Consider the following 21737-nt stretch of genomic DNA (forward strand, 5'->3'; position numbering starts at 1 on the left):
CTCCGGATCCTCTCGGGCATGTCGCCGTCTCACAGATGGAGCAAGCCCCCATGCCCGACCCCAGCCCTACCTCTTCCGTCCCCGAACCGTTCCGCGTCCCGGACGGGGACCTCGACGACCTTGCCAGCGCCCTCGCCAAGACCATGGCCGAGGTCAGGCAGCACGGCATCATTCTCGACCGCCTCGGCTCCGAACCCGCACCCGATCCCGCTGACCCCCAGCAGGGAGACGGCGCTTCGGCAGCCGAGGCGGCCGACACCACTCAGCCCGACGGGCCCTCCTCGGTCTTCATCGTCGCCCTGGGCGGCAAGGCATACGCCGCCGAACTCACCGTCCTCAGCAACTGGGTGCACCACCTCTTCCTCCCGGTCTACGGCCGGGAGATCAGCACCACTCGACCGTGGTGCGCGCAGTGGCACGAACACCCCGAGGCCGTCGCCCGGCTCCACGCGCTCTGGCTCGCGTGGCAGCAGCTCACCGACACGGAGGCCGGCCTGTCCGGTCCTTCGACCTGGCACCGCGACCACCTGGACCAGGCGCTGGTGCACCTGCGCGCCCCCGACGGGCCCTTCGCCGCGTGCACGACGAGCACAACCCGGCCCAACCACCGCGTGCTGGCCACCCCGTCGCCCAAGCAGGCGGGAGCATCGGCGTGAACGACGACCTCGACTTCGACCTCGACGAGCTCGCGCCCGCCGATGCCGCCTCCGAGGAGGAGCTGGACAGGCTCTGGTCCGGTGACATGAAGGTCCTGTCCCAGCACCACACCACGCCCAACGGCTCGCACAGCTTCGTCCTCGCCCACGACCAATCGGCGACATGGGGGATCCCCAACTCGCCCCAGCTCGTTGCAATCGCGGTCGCTCGGGACCTCAGCCTTTCCACGTTCACTCTGCAGACGAGCCACCACGCCACGACGGCCTTCGCCCAGAACTGGTTTGCCGAACGCGGCTGCCCACCCGAGCACATCGCTCTCGTCGGCAACGACCACCTCAAGCCCGACGACGACCTCACCCTCCAGGTGGAACAGCAGATCCGGGAGTCCGGCACTCGCTACGAAGTCCTCGACACCCACACCTCAGACTACGACCCGAGCGAGACCTGGACGCTGACCCGCGACTCCGATGCTCGTCAGGCGCCGGTTCGCGTCTTCCACGAAGAGTGGAACCACGACGCCGGCACCTACACGATGCGTGAGGGTGCCTTCGCCGACGTGGATGCCGCCCGCTCCTGGCTGAACGACCGCAACGGGCCGCTCCCGGAGCCGCCGGAGTACAGCAGCCGCAACGGCGCCGTCCTGCGGGCCCGCATCGCCCGTGCCGCCCTGGCCCGGTCGGCCGCCGCCTCCACCACGTCGAAGTCCGGCCTCGACGCCACCCGCGTGCCGCCGACGACGGGGGCGGTCCAGCGTCCGGGGCAGGGGAGGCTGCTGTGAGCCGCGCCCGCTTCGCGTTCGCCGCGCACCCCGACGCCATCGCCGACCTGCGGGAACTTCCAGACGAGGTACGGGACTTGGCACTGCTGGAACTGCAGAACCTGGTCCACGGAAGTGACGACTGCCTGCCGCTGAAGGGCCGTCTCTCCGGCTTCCACAAGGTCTACGTCGACCCTTCCGTCGCCTACCGGATGGTCATCCAGTTCCGCCCCGCCCCACCGACCTCGACCCACAAACGCGAGGTCTATCTCGTCGCCGCCGGAAGTCGGAAGGACTACGCGGTCTACCGCTCGGCCCACCTGCGCACCGGCCCCCAGCAGGACACCGAAACGGCCTCCGCCGCCGAGGCCCGGGTCCAGGCCGCCCGGTCCCGCTCCACCCTCACCACCAGTCGCGCGACGGCCTCCCCCACAGCCCCTCCCCCCACGGCCCGCTCCACGGCCGCCGCTTCCCGAAAGGCCCCTCAGCGATGACCACCGACCGAGCCCCGCTGTCCCGTACCGACCTGGCCGGCCTCCTCACCGAGGCCTCGCAGAGCGTCTCCGCCATCCTCACCACCGAATACCCGACGGCCCCCAGCCGCTCCTACCTGCACCCCGTACTGGGCGCACTGGCCGCGGGGCCCCAGGTCGTCGGCGAGCTGAACGACCGACTCGAAGGCTTCGTGGCCGATGAGCCCCGCCCCGCCACCCCGGCGGTCCTGTTCACCCTGGCCTCCTACGCCTTGGCTTTGGGGTGGCTCACTGAGTCCCTCGCCGAGCTGACCACCGCCGTCGACCGGATCTGCACCCGCGCGGGCATCCCCATTGAGCCCCTGGACCCGGTCGTCACCGCGCGCGACAACGCCGAGCACGACAGCAACTTCGACTTCTCGTTCAGCGCGCTGGAGCTGGCGGCGATCCGCAGCGCGGCCGAGACCGCCGGCCTCCCGCCGGCCGATTACGTCGCGGTCCTGTCCGAGTCGCTGCTCGCCGCCTCCCGGATCACCGACGCCTGCGTCGAGATCTCCAGCGGCCTGCTCGAAGACGCCGCGTGCATCCTCGGCGAGGCGATGACCGACCATGTCTGGGTCGGCGACGGGCCCAACAGCCTGCCCACCCTGGTCCGCTCGCTGCTCGCCCGGATGGAGGCGACGCAGTGAACCCCCACGACGCGGCCAAGCGGCCCGGCGCGCACCTCGTTGCCGAGGAGTTCGGCGTGGAGGACCCCTGGGCGTTGAGCGACAACCAAACGCTGGGCGACCCGCTCGGCCTGGTGGGCAGGATGGTCGCCGAGGCCGCCGGCGAGGTCGACGAGCTGCACGGCGAACTGACCCGCACCGCCCAGTCCGCCGTCGACCTGCTCGCGCCCGTTGCCCGAGGCGAGCACGCAAGTATGCGCGGCTGGTACGGCGTGTTGCGGACCACCGGCCCGCAGATCGAGCTGCTGGTCGCCCGCCGAGGCGCGGCCTACGAACAACTCACCCGGTCCATCGCCACCTTCCGCCGCCTCCAGCCCGAACAGGAAACAGCGCGCCCTTCAACGGCCCCGGTGCACGACCTGGGAAAGGAGAAGGACCAGGGGCCCGGCCGGGACGACGGCTGGGCCATCGCAGGTGACCGCAAGATCCGAGCCCTCGAAGCCCTCGAGGCCGGCGGCGTCCGGTTCCGTCTCACGGGGATCGGCGACGACCGCTACGTCGTGTCGGAGAAGGCCCAGCGGCAGGACCCGGCGATCTGGCCCCAGACCGTGCAACGGCTGGTCGCCGACGGGCTGCTGCACCAGGACACCAGCGCGAGCCTGTACCGGCCCGGCCGGCTTCTCTCGCTCACGCCGCAGGGTGAAACCGCCCTGCACGACGCGCGTTCGGCGACACCGCAGGTGTCCGCCGCCCTCAGCCGCAGCAACACCCCGGCGACCACCAATCGCCACGTCGAATCGGCCGCCCTGCCCGCCACCACGCCGGTCGGCAAACCCTCCCGTTCCCTCTGCCCCCGTCCGAACCCCGTCCGAAGAAAGGACATTCGATGTCCACCCCCGTACAGCCTCCCGTCTTCTCCATTGGCACAGTCGATGCACAGCGCGTCGATGACGCACTCTCCCTGATGGGGCCGAAGTGGACCACCTGGACGGCGATGACGCTGGCCCAAGGGAAGCGCCCCATGCGAATACACGACGTCGCCACCCAACTCCCCTTTATCAGCGAGCAATTCGTCGGCAAGCGACTGTCCACGATGCACACCGCCCGGCTGGTCACCCGGGACGAATCCCGGCGCGGCGCTCCGTACCGGCTCAGTACGCTCGGCAAGTCCCTGCATCCCCTGTATCGCACCGTGTCGGACAGGTCCCGCGCCTACCTGTCGCTGGGCCGGATGCCTGAAGCCGAGCGCGTCGAGGACGCCCTGCGCCGACTGCACCGTCGGCACTCGACCGCCGTGATCCAAGTTCTCGACGCAGGCAGCCCGATGCGGTTCGTCCACATCGCCGAGGAAGCCCGTCTGGACAACGGACACACTCGGCAGCGGCTCCTCCGACTCCAAGCCGACGGCCTGCTCGCCCGCACGGGGCCGCGCCACGGCGACCCCTACGCGCTGACCGACGCCGGTCAGGCGCTGGGGGCCATGTACGCGCGCATCGAGCACTGGAGCGAGTCCCTCCCCGTGCCAAGGACCTCGTCTCCACCGGCCGTCGTCAGGGCGGCCACACGCTCCCACACCAGTGTCCCACTAGACGTGGACGGCGCCCGTACGGCTGCGGCTCTTCGCCGCAGCGCTGCCGTGCCGAATTCGCTGTTCAGCCATGCGCCGCAGCCGCAACCGCGGGTGCCGACGGCCATGACCTCACAGTCGGCCCGGGGCCGGTCCCGGTGACCCGCGTGGGGAGAACCAGAGCCGTCCCGCCGCCACTGCGTCCGCGTGCGCACCAGCCACCACCCGTCCCGCTGCGCACGCGGGCCCGTTCCCCACCCCCACGCCCCGGAGCTTCAACCATGCCCACCCCTGACGACACGCACCTCTACGAAGACGTGCTGGTCAGCCCCATGTACCTGGCCGGATCCAACGGGACCGGCACGGCCGGCTTCGCCCCCGTCGCTCACTGGCCGCACCATTACCTCGACGAGGGCCCCTGCCAACTCGTCGTCACCTCGCCCGACCAACGCATCCGTATCGGCTGGTTCGGCGACGACTACGAACTCTGGAAGATCACCGCAGCCACAGACGCCGTCGCCACACCCCGCTGGACAGCCACCTTCAACCACGTCACCCCGGCCGAGATCGTCGCCGGCCTCACCACCGCCCTGGCCCACGACTACGCCCAGGCCGACGCCTACAACGGCCAAGGCCGCTTCCTGGCCAACCCCTCGTATCGCTGGACCGACTACGTCCGGCCGCTGACCGACGCCGGCTGGACACGCGACAGCGGCGCCGAGCGCGGCACTGTGGAGATCGTCGCCCCCGACGGACAAGCCGGCATCCTGATCGACAGCCGCCCCTCCGGCTGGGACGACGAGACCACCACCCTCTGGGCCGGTCCACCAGGATGGGGCACTCGGGCCGAGGCAGTATTCACCGAACGCACCCCATCCCACCTCATTGCCGCGACCGCGGCCGTCATGGCTAACTCGGCCCCGGTGATCCGCGAACGACACCAGATCAACCAGCGGATGGCGCACCTGGTCACACTGACCCCCCTCACCCCAGCCTCCAAGACCTCCGAGACCTTGGGCTCCCGCGCTCCGACTCCGCTCGACGTGCGCCGTACCGCGGTCACCCAGGCCGTCCACCGAGCTGCGCGCGCCCCGCGCACCGCAGCCGACCTCCGGGTGATGGCCGCTCAAAGCCGCACCACGGGCGCGGTGCACAACCGGCCGAGCACCTTCGCTCCCGCCGCATCCGCACCGCCGAGCAGCGCGTCAGCTCCGCGACGCAGCCGCTGATCCCCGTACCAGCCCTCCCCTGCCTCCTCCACACCCTCAACTACGGGAGTTCCGTCATGCCCACCGTCACCATGCTCGACCAGGCCACGTCCATGATCGAGAACGCCTGGGGCCAGCCCATCCAAGTCCTCGAAGTCCTCGCGGTCCGCCGCCCCTGCGAGGACCCGCTCCTGCGCTCGGCCATGCACACCCGTACGGCTCTGGCCATCACCGACAACTCGGTGACCGTTCACCAGGACCGTCTCCACGCCCTCACCCGACCCGGGTACGTGCCCGACTTCTATGAACTGGACCGGATCACCAACGCTGCAGTCGATCTCCGCGTTGCCCACACGGAGAGCCGCACCTACCTGCAGGCGATCAGGCGGGTGGTCGAGGCCCGTGAAGCCGCCGCGCCTGAGGACCGGGCCCCGGCCGTTCGCCTGACCCAGGCCGCCGTCGCCCGCTCCGGGCAGGTGCCGGAGACCGCGGGCCAGGTGCCCGACCCGCCGGCTCCTTCGGTGGGGGCTGGGCCATCAGCACCTGCCTCGGTGCCACGGCGCTGAGCGGTCAGTCCAGGTCATCGCCATGGTGGGCATCCCCGATGCGGGTGCCCACCATGCGGGCCAGCTCCTCCACCGTCAGCTCGACGCGCCGTTCTTCCGCCGCACGGTGCTCCACGACCGTCTCCTCGTCCGGCCACCTTCTCGACTGTGCGCCGACGCCCCACTGACCGTCGGCGACCATCGTGATATCGCCCACCGTCCACGGCCGCCCCGCAGCCCGGATCTTGCGCTCCAGCCCAGCTCCGTCCCAGTGACTGCTCGCCTCAACCATCCTGCTCCCCTTCGCTCCCCTGCGACCGTCGCAGCAACCCACCTACGACAACCGCGTTAGCCGATCCATTCCCGTGCCACTGACCGCCCGCTGACGCCTCCAGTTCGCCCACGGCAGACGTCACGTCCCGGGAAACGACTACGTACTTCGGCACGGACCATGCCAACGTACGGGTGTCGGGAAAACCGCAGGTCAACGAAGGGATCGTCGAACCATGACCTCCTCTGCCACCCTCCTGCCCGCCGTCGTCCGTCCCGCCGTGGAAGACCTCCGCTGGCTCTCCTCCGGCCACTGCGCGGGTCCGGTGCTCGATCTCCTGAGCGCCCTCGACTGGACGCTCGTCGACACCCCGGAGGCCAACGTCCACGCCACCAGCCCCGACGGCCGCGTCTACGTCGGCTGGCTCCCGGAGGACACCAGCGCCTGGAAGCGCGGCATCGTCTGGCAGATCCAGGTGCGGCCCGCCCACGGCGACGCGTGGGTCCAGGAGTTCGGCCTCCACACCCCCGCCGAAGCCGTCGCCGGATTCCTCGCCGCCCTCGTCGCCCACTCCTCGCACTGATCACCGAACCACCAGGGCAGACCGAGGCTGCCCTGGTGGTTCGACCGGCGCCACCTCGGCCCCGTCTTTCCCGTACCGCTCGGAGGTTCCCTTGCCCCAGTACCTGACCGTCGGCCACCTGCTCCGCCAACTCCAGGAGTTGGACCCCGGCCTGCCGGTCCGCCTCGCCATCAACCCTGACTTCCCCTTCGCGCACTACGTGGGGGCGGACGTCGTCGTCCGGGACGGCATGGCGTTCATCGCCGACGACGGCCAAGAGGACTACCTCCCAGTGGGAGCGCGCGACGCCCTCGCCTGGGCCTGACCAAATCCCTCAACGCCACGGAGGCTTCCATCTCGTCGTGACCCCGTCGATCGCCCGTCCTTCCGCTGAACGGCCTGGCCGTGCACCCGATGCTGGACGGCGTGCGCGGCGCGCTGGTCCAGCGCGTCTCCGCCCGGTCCAACGGCCCCCTCGACGTCACGTGGCTCGACACCGAATCCCCAAGACTCCCCCTCGGCCGCATTCGCCTTCACTGGGAGCCAACCTCCATCGCCGGCTGGGATGTCACCGCCCACCTGGGCCTGGCCACCACCGAGGTCCATCTCGCTTCGTGGCCAGCCACCCATGACGACTGGCCGCGACTGATCCACCCGACCATCCACGAGGTGCTCGGCCTGTGCGCCGCCCTTGTGTTCGCAACCAACGCCCTCGACCTCTCTAACCGTCTCGCCGAGATCTGACCGAGAACCGCAGATGGCCGCCCCGCGCCGATCAGGCAGGGGCGGCCTTTGCGTGCGCCCCGCCACAGGTTGCGTACGCTCCTCCCGACGAACGAGGGGGACACGATGGGCGACAACCAGCAGGTCAGGGTGTATCCGGAGGTCGCTCCCCACGTCGCCCCCGAACCCGCTCATAAGCTGCGGCCGTGATCAACAAACACGATTGACCACCCGAGGGCTCCGAGGAGATACGTCGGTGGCGCTCCTCAGCATTTGCTGGCTTGCTTCCCTACGCCGGTCGTTGCGTCTCATTTCACACGCCCCCCAAGACGCCGAAATGCCCGCGCGCACACGCTGCTGCAGCCGTCTGTCTGTCTGTCTGTCTGTCTGTCTGTCTGTCTGTCTGTCTGTCAACTACGCGGACTACGCCCCAGCGAAACTGGCAGACAACCCGCTGATGCGGGCGGAACCCTGCTCTCAATCCCCGGCAGGTTCCGACCTGCTTATGCTCGACTACCCAAATTATGCGACCGGGTTCTGGATGCGCGCGAAGCAGAAGTAGTCGGCTCGGGGAGGCCCTGCACTCCGGTTCGCCATTTCCGAAGTACGCGAAGCAGTCGTACTGCGGCGACGCGGGGGACGCACGCCACCCGCAGCAGACTCTACGCGCCGCGCGGTCAGCGCGTGCCGACCTTGAGGTGGCGATGGTCACCATCGAAATGGAGCCGCCTGTCCTGATGTGCGTTGCCGCTGCAACGGGTGATGGGAGAGGATGTCCGGCGAATGGTGAAGCTCGTGGTGCGCGCGTGCCACCTGGTGTAGGCGCGACGATCGACTGCGGGACCTGAGGGGGAGCAAATGAAGTTCGACATGGGGTCGACGACACTGTCGACGCTGACGCGGAGCACGAGTGGGTCCAGTGATGATCTGGGGACTCTCATCCACCTGCTGATCGCTGCCGTGGAACCGTTGGAAGGCAAGTTCAACGGCGAGGGCAAGGCCACGTTCGATTCGTTCAAGCGGCACGCGGACGAGATCACCGCGGACCTGAACGGCTCGCTGGCCTCGATCCTGGGCGGCCAGTCCAGCATGGACAGCGCGTTCGGCTCCGGAGACGTGGAGCAGTCGCACAACGCGAAGCACAACATGGGTGCCGCGAATTTCGACGCGGCCCGCTTCCGCGGCTGACCATCATCCGGTTGAGAACACACGGGGAGATCAATCATGACAACTCAGGACCGCCGCTCATACGACACCGGGGCCTCTGCCGAAGTGCAGGGCGGACTGCAAGGGATCGTCGGCCGGTTGGAAACCCTGCTGAGTGACCGCGACACCGCAGTGAAGACGGCGATGGCCGACTACCTGGCCGACGGGGTGTCCGACGAGTACCACGGCAAGGAAATCCGTTGGAACAAGGCCGCCGGCGAGGTGCGCGACATCATCCGACTGGTGCGCACCACGCTGGAACAGAACGACGGGACGGCGCACTCGACGATCGCCAAGGCGCGGGCTGCCGTCCACAACATCGGTTGACCAGACCGATTGATCAGCGGCATGGATTTCGTCGCTGTCGTGAAGTATGCAATTTTTTTAACGGGGGTTTGGCATGGCTGGGTGGGATATCTCCTCCTCCGGCGTGGAATTCGTGACCGGCTTGGTCGAGATGGCCATGGACGACATGGCCAAAGACATCAAGGCATACGGCACTGATGTCGAGAGCGCCGGCAACTCGTCCGGCACGATCAGCGGCGCGTACTGCGGGACGGCGCCCACCGGCCCCGTCAAGGCCGCACTGCAGATGTTCGCCGCAGAGACGTTGCACGATGTGCTCTTCCTGTCCGCCCGGTCGGCGAAATCGGTCAACGGCGCGCGCGAAGCGACCGGTTACTACATCCTCGGGCAGATCGAGATGGCCTCCAACGCCCAGCACAACGCACAGTCCGCTCCGAAGATCGATATGCCGGGCCAGGGCAAGGGAGGCGGAAGCAAGTGATCCAGCCGTCCGGGATCCCGCAGTTCACCGGAGACTTCGACCAGCTCGACAAGGACGTCTCCGCGCTGCAGAGCGACGCCATCGGCATCCGTAACGGCGGCGAGGATGTGCACTCTCGCTTCCAGATGCTCGGCGCCTTCTACAACGCGCCGGAGGCCGAGGACCTGTTCGCCACCACTCGTCCGGTGATGGACGGTTCCGACGCCTTCGCCTCGAAGCTGGAGACGGTGGCTGGCGCACTGGACACCTACTCAGTCGAGGCCCGCCCACTGGCCGCGCGGCTCAAGCAGCTCAGGGCGGACGCGATCGCGTTCGTCGACAGTGTTGAGGGCGACGACGACTGGACCGAGGATGAGGACAAGGTCCACCGCCACCAGGAGCTGATGGACGGCGTCAGCTCCACACAGCACGCCTTCCAGGACGCCGAACGCCGGGCAGCCACCACCATTTCCGCTCTGGTGGGCGGGCCGAAGTTCGTCACCGACAATGGAAGCCACACCGTCAACAAGAAGACGGTGATGTACGGATACGGCCTCAAGACGCTCGAGCACGCCGCGGAACTGCCCTGGGGTACCCAGGAAGTGCTGACCTACGAGACGTGGAGCGCGGCCTGGTTCGGGCACGGCGCCAAGAGCTTCTTGTGGGACGGCCTCGTCAAGGACAACATCGTCGGCGGCTTGGACGGGCTGTGGACCCTGCTCGGCGGACACGGCAGCGATCGCGCCGGCGCCGCCTGGAGCGGGATGGGCGATGTTCTCAGCGGCATCGGCCAATACACCGCATCCCCGTACGACTGGGTGATGGACAAGACGTTCGGTCCCGGCCCGGCAGACCCGACCGAGGACCGGCAGAAGAAGGCGGCCAGGGAGTTCTTCAAGGGGCTGGTCGCCTGGGACAAGTGGGAGGAGAACCCGGCCCGGGCCGCAGCCACCGTCGTCTTCAACGGGGCCACCCTCGGCGCCGGCCCTCTGGCTGCCGCCTCCAAGACGGCCGAGGCAGGCTCCGTCGCCAAGACAGCCGGGGTCGCCGCCAAGGTCGGAGAGTACATCGACCCCGTCAACGTTGGTCTCAAGGTCACCGGGCGAGCGGTCAGCAAACTGCCCAAACTCTCCGACCTCACCGCACGCCTCCTGCCGGCGACCAAGGCAACCACGGCAGACGCCCGCGCAGTGCACAGCGTGATCGAGCTGAGCGACGGCTCCAAAGTCCTCGTCAAGGACGGCCAGTTCATCGCCTACGACAAGCACGGCAACGTCGTCCCCGACGGACCCAAGGCAGAACAGCCCCACACCGGCAGCGCCACACCGGAACCGGCCCCGGCCAGGCAGCCCGCCATGGCCGGAGCCGTCTCACGGACCCCGAACGTTGTTGCACACGCCGGCGACGGCCTTGCCTCTGGCACGGGACGTGAGGCAACCGCGGGCCACGCCAGTGCCCGGAACGCCACTCCGTCGACCGGCGACGCAGTAGGCGATGGGGCCCGACACCCGGGGAACGGCACCGATGTTCCGCCGCAGCGCCCAGGAGGCAATGGAGGCGGGTCGCCCGGACACGGAGGCGCCGGCGCGGACGACCTGGGCAGGGTCGACCATGATGCAGCCAACGGTGCAGACGGCCCAACAAGGCCCCAGGGTGACGCCGATGGGCAACAGCCTCAGACCCAGCGCCCCGCATCCATGCGCGACGGCTCTAACCCCTACGGGCCTCGCAACTCCCTGACACGGGAGCAGATCGAGGAGATCCAGGTTTACCGGGCCAACCATGAGCCCGGCTACCGCAAGCTCTACTACCGTAAGGACGGCACCCGTAAGCTCCTGGAGCGCTACGACGAGAGCGGGTACACGCCTCCGCAGCTGACGCGCTCGTCCGAGGACGTGCCGTGGATCCGCGCCAAGGACGCGCCGGAGCCGCCGAAGCCGCACTTCCTGGATGACGGGTATATCCGCGTGGGAGCAGACACAGTCTCGGACCCGCACAGGCTTCGGGTATTGCAGAAGGCCGCTGAAGACCGCCATCACGCCATCCAATGGGACAATTTGGCTGCGGATTTGAAGGCGGACGCAGCCAGGGCTCACGAATTGCATCAAACAATCGACTCGCAAGCCCAGTGGGGCGAAGCAAAGGGGACCTACAAGGAGTCCCACACTCAAATGGGAGAAAAGGCGGAGGAGTTCGGCGAGGCGGCAGCCGAACACCACTACATCGCCGAGCACTATCCAGACTTCGAAAGTCAACCCCTCCTGGGGCCGAAGAATGGGAACGATCAGTTCGACCAGGTGTGGACAAACGATGACGGCCGTGTCGTTGTTGTTGAAGCCAAGAGCAGCACCGATACCGATCTCGGCCGCCGCACTCTCCCTGGCGGTAGGCAGGTCTCTCAAGGCAGCAAGGAATACTTCAACGACATAATCCGTGTCATGAGGAAGCGAGGCGAACTCGACACTGTTGAGACGCTCGAGCGAGCCCTATCTGAAGGGAAGCTAGAGTACGTCCTCGTCAAGGGTGAGAAAAACACAGGAATCTACGCCGGTTACCAGTACCGCCGGTTCGATATCAGCAAGGGGACGCTTTCGTGACCGTACACATCGAGCGGCATGGCCTGCCCGCAGGACCCGACGCCGAGACGTACTCCGAGCGTCTGACCGAGCATCTGGGCAGGAGCATCGACCGGCTCGAGACATCCACAGTAACGATTGACTCGACGTTCAGTGCCTCCATCCTCGCGCTGCACGCGCGCTGTGTGATCGATCCGCGGGCCGCGGCAGCGGAAACATGGGAAGCGGCTGTCACAGCCATGCAGCTGGGCTCGGCTCTGTTTCAAGTGACCGGGATCAGCGAGGGCGCGGTTCAATGCCGCATTGCCCGAAAGGACCGTTCACTACCTGCTGCCGGCCCGATGTCGACTGCCGACGCGGGCACCTGGCTGCAGGCATTCTGGCTGGCAGTCATTTGCCGCGAGCCGGACCGGATGACGCAGCTGTGCGAAGTCCCCCTGGAGCGTTTGCGAGCACCTGAGGGGCAGTACGACGAGTACATCTACCACTGGGTGGACACGTTGCAGACCTACTGGCTGCGGCGTCCAGGTCTGGTGGAGAAACTCACCCAGGCGATCCAGATGTCGGACCCGTCGGTGGCCCGAGTTGCTCCAAGGGATCTTCTGCAGGGCATTCTTTATCCGCCGATCAACCTCTTCTACCATTTCGTGCGCCGCGATGTGACTGGCTTCAGCCCCGCTCTCGAAGAAGCGCTGAAGCTGCATAAGGCGTACTGGACTTTGACCGAGGAACGCAGCACCGACATCGACGGTGCGCTCGCCCTCGGGCCGCTGGCCATTGCCTGCTGGGCGTACGACGGGGAGCTCCCGATCGAGGTGGAGTCCGAGTATCTGCCCAAGCATCTGCTGCAGCACAGCTGGCTGGGCGAGTTCCCCACGTAGGTGGGTGCTGTGAGAAGAGGTGACATAGGTCCGTGACTGCCCAGGATTACGACAGTCAGCTGCTGGAGTCGGTGGCGGTGCGCCGCCGTCGACTCCGGGATGCGTTGTTGTTCGGTGCGCAGCGTCAGCGGCGGTCGTGGGATGAGCGGCTGGGTAAGGCGTTCGCCGGGATCGTGATCGCGGCGGTGGTGTGCGCGGGGTGTGTGGGGTGGTCGTTCGTGTCGCACCGGGTGATCGGCAAGTCCCCGTACGGGGTGTCCGGCACGACCACCGCGCCGTCTTCTCCGCCGGCCGTGTCGCCCTCTGCTTCTTCTCAGTGATTGGTTTGAACGCGTGATGTCTACGGGGTCCTTGAGCCATGCCACGGATGGCGGTCGTACGGCGCTGAGCCGTGTGACGTTGATCGGTGAGCGGCGCCGGGCCGATCTGGTGCTGCCCGCGCGGGAGCCGATCGGGGTGTTGTTGCCCGAGGTGCTGCGGCTGCTGGACGACCAGGTGGGCGCGCGGCCCGAGCTGCGGCATCTGGTCACCGTGGATGGATCGGCGCTGGCGCACGACGCCACTTTGGAGTCCGCGGGTGTCGCGGACGGTGCGGTGCTGCGGCTGGTCCGGATCGAGGACGCGCCCTCCGCTCCGGTGGTCCACGACGTGAGTGACGAGACCGCCGACGATCTCGACGAACGGGCCTGGCGATGGCGCCCCGCTGCGCGGCGCGTGGTCGCCGGGTGCGCGAGCATCGTGTGGACTGTGGCAGCCGGAGTTCTGGTCCGCGACCAGTTCGCGCTCTCAGGGGCCGCCGCCGGGCTGCTGGCCGTGGCGGTGCTGTGCCTGATCTCCGGCGCTGTGTTCGGCCGGACTCGACGGCAGGCGCCGGCCGCCGCGCTGATCGGTGCCGGCGGCGCACTCGCCGTGCTGGGTTCTTGGACGTATGGCGACGCCTACGACTGGAGCGGCGCCGTGCGGTTGGCCGGCGCTGCCGTCGCGGTGGGAGTGACGCTGCTGCTCGCCGGGTGGTTCACGCGCCTGGGGCGGGGGGCGTTGCTCGGAGCCGGGGCGGTGTTCGCCGTCCTGTTGCTGTGGGAGGCCGCGCTCGCCGTCCAGAGCGGCGCGGCGAACGGCAGCGCGCAGGCCCGTGCCGGGGCCTTGGTCGCCGTCGTGTGTGTGGTTGTGCTGGGAGTGCTGCCCCGGGTGGCGTTGATGACGTCGGGGCTGTCCGGGCTGGATGACCGGCGGACCGGCGGTGTTTCGGTGAGCCGGTACGAGGTGGGTACGGCGTTGGCCGCTACGCATCGCGGGTTGACCCTGGCCACCGGTGTTCTTGCCGCCTCCACAGCTGCCGCCGGTGTCCTGGTGCTGAAATCGGCCTCGGTGTGGGCTGTGTTGTTGAGCGTCGTCGTACTGGTGGCGGTCGCGCTGCGTGCGCGGGCGTTTCCGCTGACGGCCCAGGTGGTGCTGCTTCTCGCCGCTTCGGCCGTGGTCGGCCTCGTGTTGATCGTGGAATGGATGCGGCGGGGTCCTGCTGCGGGGCCACTGGCCGTACTGGTGGTGCTGGCGCTGTTCCCGCTCGCGGTTCTCGTCGTGGAGCCTGCGGAGCATGTGCGGGTCCGGTTGCGGCGCCTGGGGGATGCGGTGGAGTCGATGGCGGTGATCGCCATGTTCCCACTGGTGCTGGGCGTGTTCGGGGTGTACGAGCGGCTGCTGGGCACCTTCGCGTAACCCTCGCAGGGGGACGCGGCAACATAGGACGGATGGATCGGTAGATCGGTATGGCTGTGGAGAGCGACTGGCAGCGCGCGCTGCTGCGGGAGTTGGGCACCGATGCCCCGAGCCGGCCTGCGCTCGAGGTGAATGTCCAGGCCTCCGAGCACGAGCCCGCCGCGCCCTCGCCTTCACCTGTCCAGCGGCCCACCCCTGTTCCTCAGGGACCGCGCAAGGCTCATGAAGTGGGTGTGACCGGTCCGGCACCGCAGTCGGTGCCGATTGTCGACCCCCGTCTCCTGCTCGCTCTGGGGACCGGTCAGCACGGTGACTCGCTCACTCAACGGGCCGGTGCCGGGCTTCGCCATCTTGCTGCGTCGAGCGGCCAGGAGGTCGCGGAGCAGACGCGCCTGGCCAGAGAGGTGCAGCAGCCGGTCACCACGGGCCGGGTGATCGCGGTCACCTCGATCCGCGGAGGTGTCGGCAAGTCGACCGTCTCCGCCCTGCTGGGCCGTACTTTCAACCACTACCGGCATGATCCGGTGCTCACTCTGGAGGCGGACGCCGCCCTGGGCACACTGCCGACGCGGATGGGCGCCGAGGCGGTGCGCTGGTCGTGTTCAGACCTGGCTCGGATCCTGACCCCGGCGATGCAGCTCACCGATGTCACCGGCTATCTGGTGCCTGTCGCAGACGGCGGCTGGCTGCTGCCCGCGAGCCAGGGCCGGGTCGGTGCCCCGCTGGACACGCGGACATATCGGACCGTCACGTTGGCGTTGCGCCGCTACTTCGGAGTGACGGTGGTGGACTGCGAGTCGCTGCCCGGTGAGGTGGCGCGGACGGCGATGGACACCGCGCATGTTCGTGTGGTCGTCGCCCCGATGACCGCCGAGGGCGTACACGCCTCCCGCCAAGTGCTGGAGTGGCTGGCCCAACTACCGAACGCCGCACTCGAGTCGACGGTGGTGGTCCTCAACACCACATCGTCCGATGCCTCGTTGGATCCCAAGGTGGCCGCCGGACATCTGCGCCTGCCGGGAGTCCCCGTGGTGCTGCTGCCTTACGACCGTCATCTCGCTCAGGGAGGGCCCATCCGCGCCGACCGGCTCAGCCGAGCTACCCGCGACGCGGCCGTGCAGCTCGCGGCCGAATCGATCCGCCGGGCGGTGAGCGTGCGATGACTCAGCAACTTGTGCATCGCCCCGCGCGGTCCGCTCGCCCGCTCGCCCCGGCCGAGCCGCGCGCGATCGAGGCGCCCCCGAACCTGCCGGAAGGCAAGATCGGTAACGCCGCGACCGCTCTGCTGCCCATGGCCGGCGTGATGAGTTCCGTGGTCATGATGACGATCATCCGGAACAGCCAGTTCGCCGCGCTCGGCGCGATCGTCCTGGTGGTTGCCCTCTTCGGAGCCGTTGCCCTGTTCCTGTCGCAGCGGGGCAAGGCCCAGCGCACACGACGGGTCCAGCGTGAGCGGTACCTGGAGTACCTGGAGGAGCTGCGTGAGGAGTTGAGCGCGGCCGAGCGTCAGAGGCGCGAGGCGGCCCGCCTGCTCAACCCGCCGCCCGAGGCCCTGTACGACCTGGTGTGGGATCCGGCCAGGTTGTGGGAGCGCCGCCGTACCGATCCCGACTTCCTCCAGGTTCGGGCCGGGACCGGCGACGTGGCGGTGCAGGAGCTGACCGTCACACAGAACAGCGCCGGAGGAGTGCTGACTCCCCCGGACCCGTTCATGCTGAACGAGGCTCGCGCGCTGCAACACCGCTTCACCACGGCTACCGACTTCCCCCTCACCGTTCCACTGGACCGGGCCGGGAACGTGAGCATCATCGGTGAGCGCGACGACGTCCTCCGTGTCGCGCGCGCCCTGCTGATACAGGCGGCCGTCACCCACGCTCCCGACGATGTCGCCCTCGCGCTGGCCGGCGGCGACGAGCGGGAGTGGGACTGGGCCAAGTGGCTGCCGCACACCTTGGATCCGCAGACCTTCGACGGCCCGGTCCCGGCCCGCCGGATCGCCCCCACTCTTGCCGAACTGGCCCGCCACTGCGCCATCGACCTCAAACAGCGCGCCGGGTACGCCGCCGAGGTGCGCCGCGGCCTCGCGGCCCACCATGCGCTGGGCATGGCAGGCCGTCTGCTGGTGGTCAGCGACACCTACGGCGGGGTCGCCACCGAACTGCCGCGCCCGGACGAGGCGGTGAGCCTGCCGGACATGGGCATCACCGTCCTCCACCTGCTGCAACACCAGGTGCACGAACCTGACCGCATCAGTGTGCGGATCACCGTGGACGGGGACCGCATTCTCGTCGACGACCTACGCGACACGACGAACCCGCCCACTGAGGGCATCCTCGATCAGGTCAGCCTCGCCGGCGGCGAAGGCATCGCCCGTATGCTGGCGCCGCTACGGCTGTCCGCCGAGTCGGCCACCGAGGGCACCCCCGTCTCCGGCCCCGTCGACTTCCCGTCCCTGCTCGGCATCGGCGACGCGGCTCACCTCGACGTCAAGCGGCTGTGGGCACCGCGCACCGAGCGCGACTTCCTCCGGGTACCGATCGGCCTGACCGACCGCCACGAACCCGTCCTCCTCGATCTGAAGGAGTCCTCCCAACTGGGCATGGGCCCGCACGGGTTGTGCGTGGGCGCCACAGGTTCCGGCAAGAGCGAACTCCTGCGCACCCTCGTGCTCGCCCTGGCCACGACCCACGCGCCCGAGGACCTCGCCCTCGTTCTGGTCGACTACAAGGGCGGCGCCACTTTCGCTCCGTTCACCAGGCTCCCCCACGTCGCCGGGATGATCACCAATCTGGAGAACCAGGCAGGGCTCGTCGAACGCGTTCATGCCAGCCTGGCCGGCGAGGTCAAGCGCCGCCAGCAGGTCCTCAAGGACGCCGGCAACATCGCCGACATCGGTTCCTACGCCCATCTGCGGGCCACCAGCCGCCCCGACCTGGAAGCCCTGCCGCACCTGTTCGTCGTCATCGACGAGTTCGGTGAACTGATCACCGCCAAGCCGGACTTCATCGACCTGTTCCTGTCCATCGGCCGCATCGGCCGCTCGATCGGTGTACACCTGCTTCTGTCCAGCCAGCGCATCGAAGGCGGCAAACTCAAGGGCCTGGACACCTACCTGTCCTACCGCCTCGGCCTGCGCACCTTCTCCGCCGACGAGTCCCGTACGGTCCTGGACACCACCGACGCCTTCCATCTGCCGCCGCTGCCCGGCTTCGGCTACCTGAAGGTCGACACCTCCACCTACGAACGCTTCAAGGCCGGCTACGTCTCAGGCACCTACCACGGCCCGACCCAGAGCGACGACCGCGAAGCCGCCCCTCTGGCCCACCCATATCTGGCGTACAACACCCCGCACACCCCCGACGCACCGGTCGATGAGCCATCCGCCACGCCTCGTGAGACCGGCCCGAGCCTGTTGACGGTCATGGTGGACCAACTCGCCGCCGCAGCACCGCCGGTACGCCGCATCTGGCTGCCCCCACTGCCCGACGCCACCACCCTGGACAAGGCGGCAGGTCCCCTCGAGGCCGATGCGCGCGGGCTGCGCCTGCCCCGCTCCCGTACCCCTCTGCAAGTACCGATCGGCACCCTCGACGACCCCACGAGGCAGTGGCAGCAGCCCTGGCGCCTGGACCTGACCACCGCCGGCGGACACACCGCCGTCATCGGCGGTCCTCAGTCCGGCAAGACCACCCTGCTGCGCACCCTCGCCCTTTCCCTGGCCCTCACGCACACCCCGCAGGAAGTCGCGGTCTACGGGCTCGACCTGGCCGGCGGCGGCCTTTCCGCCCTCGCCGACCTCCCGCATGTCGGCGGCATCGCGTCCCGTGCCGACCACGAGCGCGTCGCCCGCACCGTGGCCGAAGTCCGCGCCATGCTCACCACCCGAGAGGAAGCCTTTCGCCTGCACGGCATCGACTCTCTCGACCAGCTTCGCCGCCTACGCGCCCAAGGCCGCCTGCCCGAACTCGGCGCCACCGACATAGTCCTGCTCATCGACGGATTCGGGGCACTGCGCGACGAGTTCACCGACCTCGACGACACGATTGCCGAACTCCTCAAGCGCGGAAGCGCCTACGGTGTCCACGTCGTGGCGGCCATGCTGCGCTGGAACGACGTGCGCATCGCGACCCAGTCGATGTTCGGCACCCGCGTCGAACTCCACCTCAATGACGCGACCGACTCCTCCATCGACCGCAAACTCTCCAAAACTCTGGAAGCGGACACGCCCGGCCGCGCCCTCACCGACGGCAAACTCTTCGCTCAGGTCGCTCTGCCCCGCATCGACCGCACACCGGACACGAGAGACCTCGGGGCCGCCGTGGAGCGCGCGGCCCGTACCATCCGCGCCACCTGGACCGGCGAACTCGCCCCGCCCGTGAAGATGTTGCCGACCCGTCTGCCCGCGACGCACCTGCCTTCCGTGGCCACCGAACCCGCCCGAATCCCGCTCGGCGTCGACCAGGACACCCTCGGCCCCGTCCTCCTCGACCTGTTCGGCAGCGACCAGCACCTGCTCGTTCTCGGTGACGACGAGTGCGGCAAGACCAACCTGCTCACCCACATCGCCCGCCAGCTCACCGCCCGTTACACGGACAAGGAACTCACCTTCGGGATCTTCGACCCGCGGCGCGGCCTGCGGGGCGTCATCCCCGAGCCGTACCGCGGCGGCTACGCCCACAACGCCGTCCTCGCCGACGCCCTGTCCACCGGCATCGCCGTAGAGCTGGCCAAACGCCTGCCCGAGACCGCCGACCCGGACGCCGTCGACACCGGGCCCACCTTCACCGGCCCGCGCATCGTCATCCTCATCGACGATTACGACATCCTCACCGCCGCAGGCCAGCAGCCACTTGCCGCATTCCTGCCCTACATCTCGTCCGCCCAGGACATAGGCCTGCACTTCGTCATCGCCCGCCGGACCGCCGGATCCGGACGCGCCCTGTACGAACCGCTGTTGACCGCGCTGCGCGAGACCAGCACCACAGCCCTGGTCATGGCCGGCGAACGCGCCGAAGGACAGCTCTTCCCCGGCCTGTACGCCTCCCAGCAGCCGCCCGGCCGGGGCATCCTGGTCCGTCGCGGCCGTGGCCACCAGCTCATCCAGACCGCCCTCAGCGCTGAAGAGACCCTGTGACCAAGGACGTCATCGCCCTCACCCCGGCCATGCCGGACCTGACTACCATGCTGGCCGGTCTGTTCGCAGGCGGTCCCGACCTGCGGGTGGGCACCATCTCGGAGGGCGCAGTGATCCAACTCTGCGCAGCCGACGGCCGCCCCCTGGTCTCCATCGAGGCGCCCACCCTGATCCACACCCGAGGCGAGACCGACCGCCTGCTCGGCATCCCCGCACCCGACGGAGACGGACCGCTCTGGTGGACCGAGGCCCGCGCGTCCACGGCCGTCGCAGAAGGGGAACGCCTCGCCGGCTCGTTCGCCGGACGCCTGGCCACTGTCCTCGGCGGTACCGTCTGGCCTCACGGGACCACCATGACCGACGTCGTCCCCCTCGACTCCGACATCACCGCGGTCCCCGTGCCCGACACCGGCATCCCCGCCGTCGACGTGCTGACTCCGCGCGCCGCCGTCGTCATCCAGGACCGCCCCATCGTCCCCCTGACCAGTTGGCTGTCCGACGCCCTGCTCCACGCCGCCGAAACCGACCGGGCGCTGCAGATCGTCACCCCACCCACCAGCCGCCTCACCCTGCCCCTGCGCACGGCGCTTCGCGGCCTGCCCAACCGCTGGGTCATCCAGCACCCCGAACACGGCCTGTACGACGGCCTTTCCGGAGCCGAACTCCAGTGGAAGAACGGCGTCTTCACCCCACTCGCCGACGGAAGCGGTCAGACTCCGGTCGCGCAGCCGTTCCAGCAGACCCATGACAGCGGCGAGCACCAGCTTCTCCTCAACCTCCGCACGCGCCACGCCGCCGAGGCGGACCTGCAACTCGGCGGCGCCCTGGAGACGGCCTTCCGTCACCTGACCGGCGATCCCCCGGCGGGCTGGAGCACCGCCGAACCGATCAACCTTCCTTGGTCAACACGCCAATTGACCGAACTCGCTCGCGCACGCGCACCCCGGCCCACCCTGCTGACCGCCGTCGGCAGACCGGGCCGCCCTGCCCTGGCCACCGCCCGCGTGCTGCGCACCCCGACCGGTGTAGAGGAAGACATAGCCCTCACGCTCGGCTACGCGAGTGACGAGCAGCCGCCGCTGCAGGAGATCGAATCCCTCGCCACCGAGCTCGGCGCCGAACACGGCCTCGTCAGCCTCCTCACGTCCCTGCGCAGCGCGCGCCACGACCTCTCCGTCCCGGCGCACTTCGAACCCCCACCCATCCCGGTCACCCTCACCCTCGGCCACGCCGAGACCCAGGAGACCGAGCGGGCCAACACCCCGCCCAACCTCGCTCAACCCGTCAAGCTCGGCCCAGATGCCCGCCCACTCCTGCACTACGGCATCAGCGACGGAAGCGATCCACGAGCCTGGACAGTTCTTGAGCACCTGACGCGTCATCTGCAACAAGCGTGATCCTGCGTTGACCATCAAGAGACTCTCGCGCAGATCTGCACGAGAGTCTCCCTGGCAGAGGGGCCGTCAGTGACGTACCCGCAGAACATGTGAACCGCGTGCCGGTACGAACGGACCGTGGACGAGATTCCACCGACCAGCGGTCCGTATTCCGTCGATGAAAGGCCGCGTTACTCCAGATAGATACCGGTGAAGGAGCCATCGAAGCCGAGGGCGACGAGGACCTGCTCAACGCTGGGGTACGTCGTCCCGTCCGAGATGGCGATCAGGGCGTCAAAGTCCGCCCGGCTGATCTCGGGTTCGAGCCACTGGTTGCTGCATCGGCAAACGATCCAGACATTGCGGCCGTGGTTGATGAGTAGCCAGTCGCGCCGGGCACGGCAGGCCGAGCACCTCGCAGGGATGCCACAGAGGGCCAGCTCGCGCGGATGGCTTACGCAGCGCGTCGCGCCAGGGCCGCTCGGCGGCTGCGTCTCGTAAGCGAGTTGAAGCAAGGGATCGGTGCCGGCGGGGACGACGGGCTGGACGCGTGTCGGTTCTGCGGGGCAGTCGGTGGTTCTGAGCACGAGCGTCATCTCCTGGTCTAGGTCCTTCTGTTTCATCCGTAACAGCTGGTGGGACCGGCTGTCG

General features: G+C 68.7%; 23 protein-coding genes. 21 read left to right on the forward strand and 2 right to left on the reverse strand.

Features of this window, described 5'->3' with window-relative positions:
• Nucleotides 1-50: 50 nt before the first annotated feature.
• From ABZ893_RS34160 to ABZ893_RS34195, 8 genes are all read left to right on the forward strand, one after another.
• The gene (locus ABZ893_RS34160; RefSeq protein ID WP_361411856.1) at nt 51-656 is read left to right on the forward strand and encodes a DUF4913 domain-containing protein; all 606 of its coding nucleotides are present in this window, start codon (nt 51-53) and stop codon (nt 654-656) included.
• The gene (locus ABZ893_RS34165; protein WP_361411858.1) at nt 653-1435 is read left to right on the forward strand and encodes a glycosyl hydrolase; all 783 of its coding nucleotides are present in this window, start codon (nt 653-655) and stop codon (nt 1433-1435) included. The genes ABZ893_RS34160 and ABZ893_RS34165 overlap by 4 nt, the downstream gene beginning before the upstream one ends.
• Complete coding sequence (locus tag ABZ893_RS34170) at nt 1432-1908, forward strand: hypothetical protein (protein ID WP_361411860.1); 477 nt, start codon at nt 1432-1434, stop codon at nt 1906-1908. Before ABZ893_RS34165 ends, ABZ893_RS34170 begins: the two co-directional genes overlap by 4 nt.
• Nucleotides 1905-2576 (forward strand): hypothetical protein, encoded by a 672-nt coding sequence (locus tag ABZ893_RS34175; protein WP_361411861.1) that lies wholly within the window; start codon nt 1905-1907, stop codon nt 2574-2576. Before ABZ893_RS34170 ends, ABZ893_RS34175 begins: the two co-directional genes overlap by 4 nt.
• On the forward strand, nt 2573-3520 hold the full coding sequence (locus tag ABZ893_RS34180; RefSeq protein WP_361411863.1) for a large ATP-binding protein: 948 nt from the start codon (nt 2573-2575) through the stop codon (nt 3518-3520). Before ABZ893_RS34175 ends, ABZ893_RS34180 begins: the two co-directional genes overlap by 4 nt.
• Nucleotides 3442-4284: a winged helix-turn-helix transcriptional regulator gene (locus ABZ893_RS34185; protein ID WP_361411865.1), complete on the forward strand. Its 843-nt coding sequence runs from the start codon at nt 3442-3444 to the stop codon at nt 4282-4284. The genes ABZ893_RS34180 and ABZ893_RS34185 overlap by 79 nt, the downstream gene beginning before the upstream one ends.
• Nucleotides 4285-4403: 119 nt before the next feature.
• Entirely contained in the window at nt 4404-5351 is a 948-nt protein-coding gene (locus tag ABZ893_RS34190) for a DUF317 domain-containing protein (RefSeq protein WP_361411867.1), read from the forward strand.
• Between the two features lie 56 nt (nt 5352-5407).
• Nucleotides 5408-5896 (forward strand): hypothetical protein, encoded by a 489-nt coding sequence (locus ABZ893_RS34195; RefSeq protein ID WP_361411869.1) that lies wholly within the window; start codon nt 5408-5410, stop codon nt 5894-5896.
• 4 nt (nt 5897-5900) lie between these two features.
• Here ABZ893_RS34195 and ABZ893_RS34200 read toward each other — a convergent pair whose 3' ends face one another.
• The gene (locus tag ABZ893_RS34200; protein WP_361411871.1) at nt 5901-6167 is read right to left on the reverse strand and encodes a hypothetical protein; all 267 of its coding nucleotides are present in this window, start codon (nt 6165-6167) and stop codon (nt 5901-5903) included.
• A gap of 214 nt (nt 6168-6381) precedes the next feature.
• On the opposite strand from ABZ893_RS34200, the gene ABZ893_RS34205 reads away from it, so the two are divergent.
• From ABZ893_RS34205 to ABZ893_RS34265, 13 genes are all read left to right on the forward strand, one after another.
• Complete coding sequence (locus ABZ893_RS34205; protein ID WP_361411873.1) at nt 6382-6729, forward strand: DUF317 domain-containing protein; 348 nt, start codon at nt 6382-6384, stop codon at nt 6727-6729.
• A 91-nt stretch (nt 6730-6820) separates the two neighbouring features.
• Complete coding sequence (locus tag ABZ893_RS34210; RefSeq protein ID WP_361411875.1) at nt 6821-7033, forward strand: hypothetical protein; 213 nt, start codon at nt 6821-6823, stop codon at nt 7031-7033.
• Between the two features lie 89 nt (nt 7034-7122).
• Complete coding sequence (locus ABZ893_RS34215; RefSeq protein WP_361411877.1) at nt 7123-7452, forward strand: esterase; 330 nt, start codon at nt 7123-7125, stop codon at nt 7450-7452.
• An 837-nt stretch (nt 7453-8289) separates the two neighbouring features.
• The gene (locus tag ABZ893_RS34220; protein ID WP_361411879.1) at nt 8290-8619 is read left to right on the forward strand and encodes a hypothetical protein; all 330 of its coding nucleotides are present in this window, start codon (nt 8290-8292) and stop codon (nt 8617-8619) included.
• A 36-nt stretch (nt 8620-8655) separates the two neighbouring features.
• A complete protein-coding gene (locus ABZ893_RS34225; protein ID WP_361411881.1) occupies nt 8656-8964 on the forward strand; it encodes a pore-forming ESAT-6 family protein in 309 nt (102 codons plus the stop codon).
• A 73-nt stretch (nt 8965-9037) separates the two neighbouring features.
• The gene (locus ABZ893_RS34230) at nt 9038-9424 is read left to right on the forward strand and encodes a DUF6507 family protein (RefSeq protein ID WP_361411883.1); all 387 of its coding nucleotides are present in this window, start codon (nt 9038-9040) and stop codon (nt 9422-9424) included.
• Entirely contained in the window at nt 9421-12000 is a 2580-nt protein-coding gene (locus ABZ893_RS34235) for a hypothetical protein (protein WP_361411885.1), read from the forward strand. The genes ABZ893_RS34230 and ABZ893_RS34235 overlap by 4 nt, the downstream gene beginning before the upstream one ends.
• Nucleotides 11997-12860 (forward strand): immunity 49 family protein, encoded by an 864-nt coding sequence (locus ABZ893_RS34240; protein WP_361411887.1) that lies wholly within the window; start codon nt 11997-11999, stop codon nt 12858-12860. Before ABZ893_RS34235 ends, ABZ893_RS34240 begins: the two co-directional genes overlap by 4 nt.
• Nucleotides 12861-12892: 32 nt before the next feature.
• Nucleotides 12893-13180, forward strand: coding sequence for a hypothetical protein (locus tag ABZ893_RS34245; RefSeq protein ID WP_361411889.1), 288 nt, complete (start codon nt 12893-12895; stop codon nt 13178-13180).
• Between the two features lie 16 nt (nt 13181-13196).
• A complete protein-coding gene (eccD, locus tag ABZ893_RS34250; RefSeq protein ID WP_361411891.1) occupies nt 13197-14576 on the forward strand; it encodes a type VII secretion integral membrane protein EccD in 1380 nt (459 codons plus the stop codon).
• Between the two features lie 50 nt (nt 14577-14626).
• A complete protein-coding gene (locus ABZ893_RS34255; RefSeq protein WP_361411893.1) occupies nt 14627-15739 on the forward strand; it encodes a hypothetical protein in 1113 nt (370 codons plus the stop codon).
• On the forward strand, nt 15736-19710 hold the full coding sequence (gene eccCa, locus ABZ893_RS34260) for a type VII secretion protein EccCa (RefSeq protein WP_361411895.1): 3975 nt from the start codon (nt 15736-15738) through the stop codon (nt 19708-19710). The genes ABZ893_RS34255 and eccCa overlap by 4 nt, the downstream gene beginning before the upstream one ends.
• Nucleotides 19707-21107 (forward strand): DUF6177 family protein, encoded by a 1401-nt coding sequence (locus ABZ893_RS34265; protein WP_361411897.1) that lies wholly within the window; start codon nt 19707-19709, stop codon nt 21105-21107. Before eccCa ends, ABZ893_RS34265 begins: the two co-directional genes overlap by 4 nt.
• Nucleotides 21108-21277: 170 nt before the next feature.
• Here ABZ893_RS34265 and ABZ893_RS34270 read toward each other — a convergent pair whose 3' ends face one another.
• Entirely contained in the window at nt 21278-21709 is a 432-nt protein-coding gene (locus tag ABZ893_RS34270; RefSeq protein WP_361411899.1) for a hypothetical protein, read from the reverse strand.
• Nucleotides 21710-21737 lie beyond the last annotated feature (28 nt).

Source organism: Streptomyces sp. NPDC046821, from assembly GCF_040645335.1.
Classification (GTDB): Bacteria; Actinomycetota; Actinomycetes; order Streptomycetales; family Streptomycetaceae; genus Streptomyces.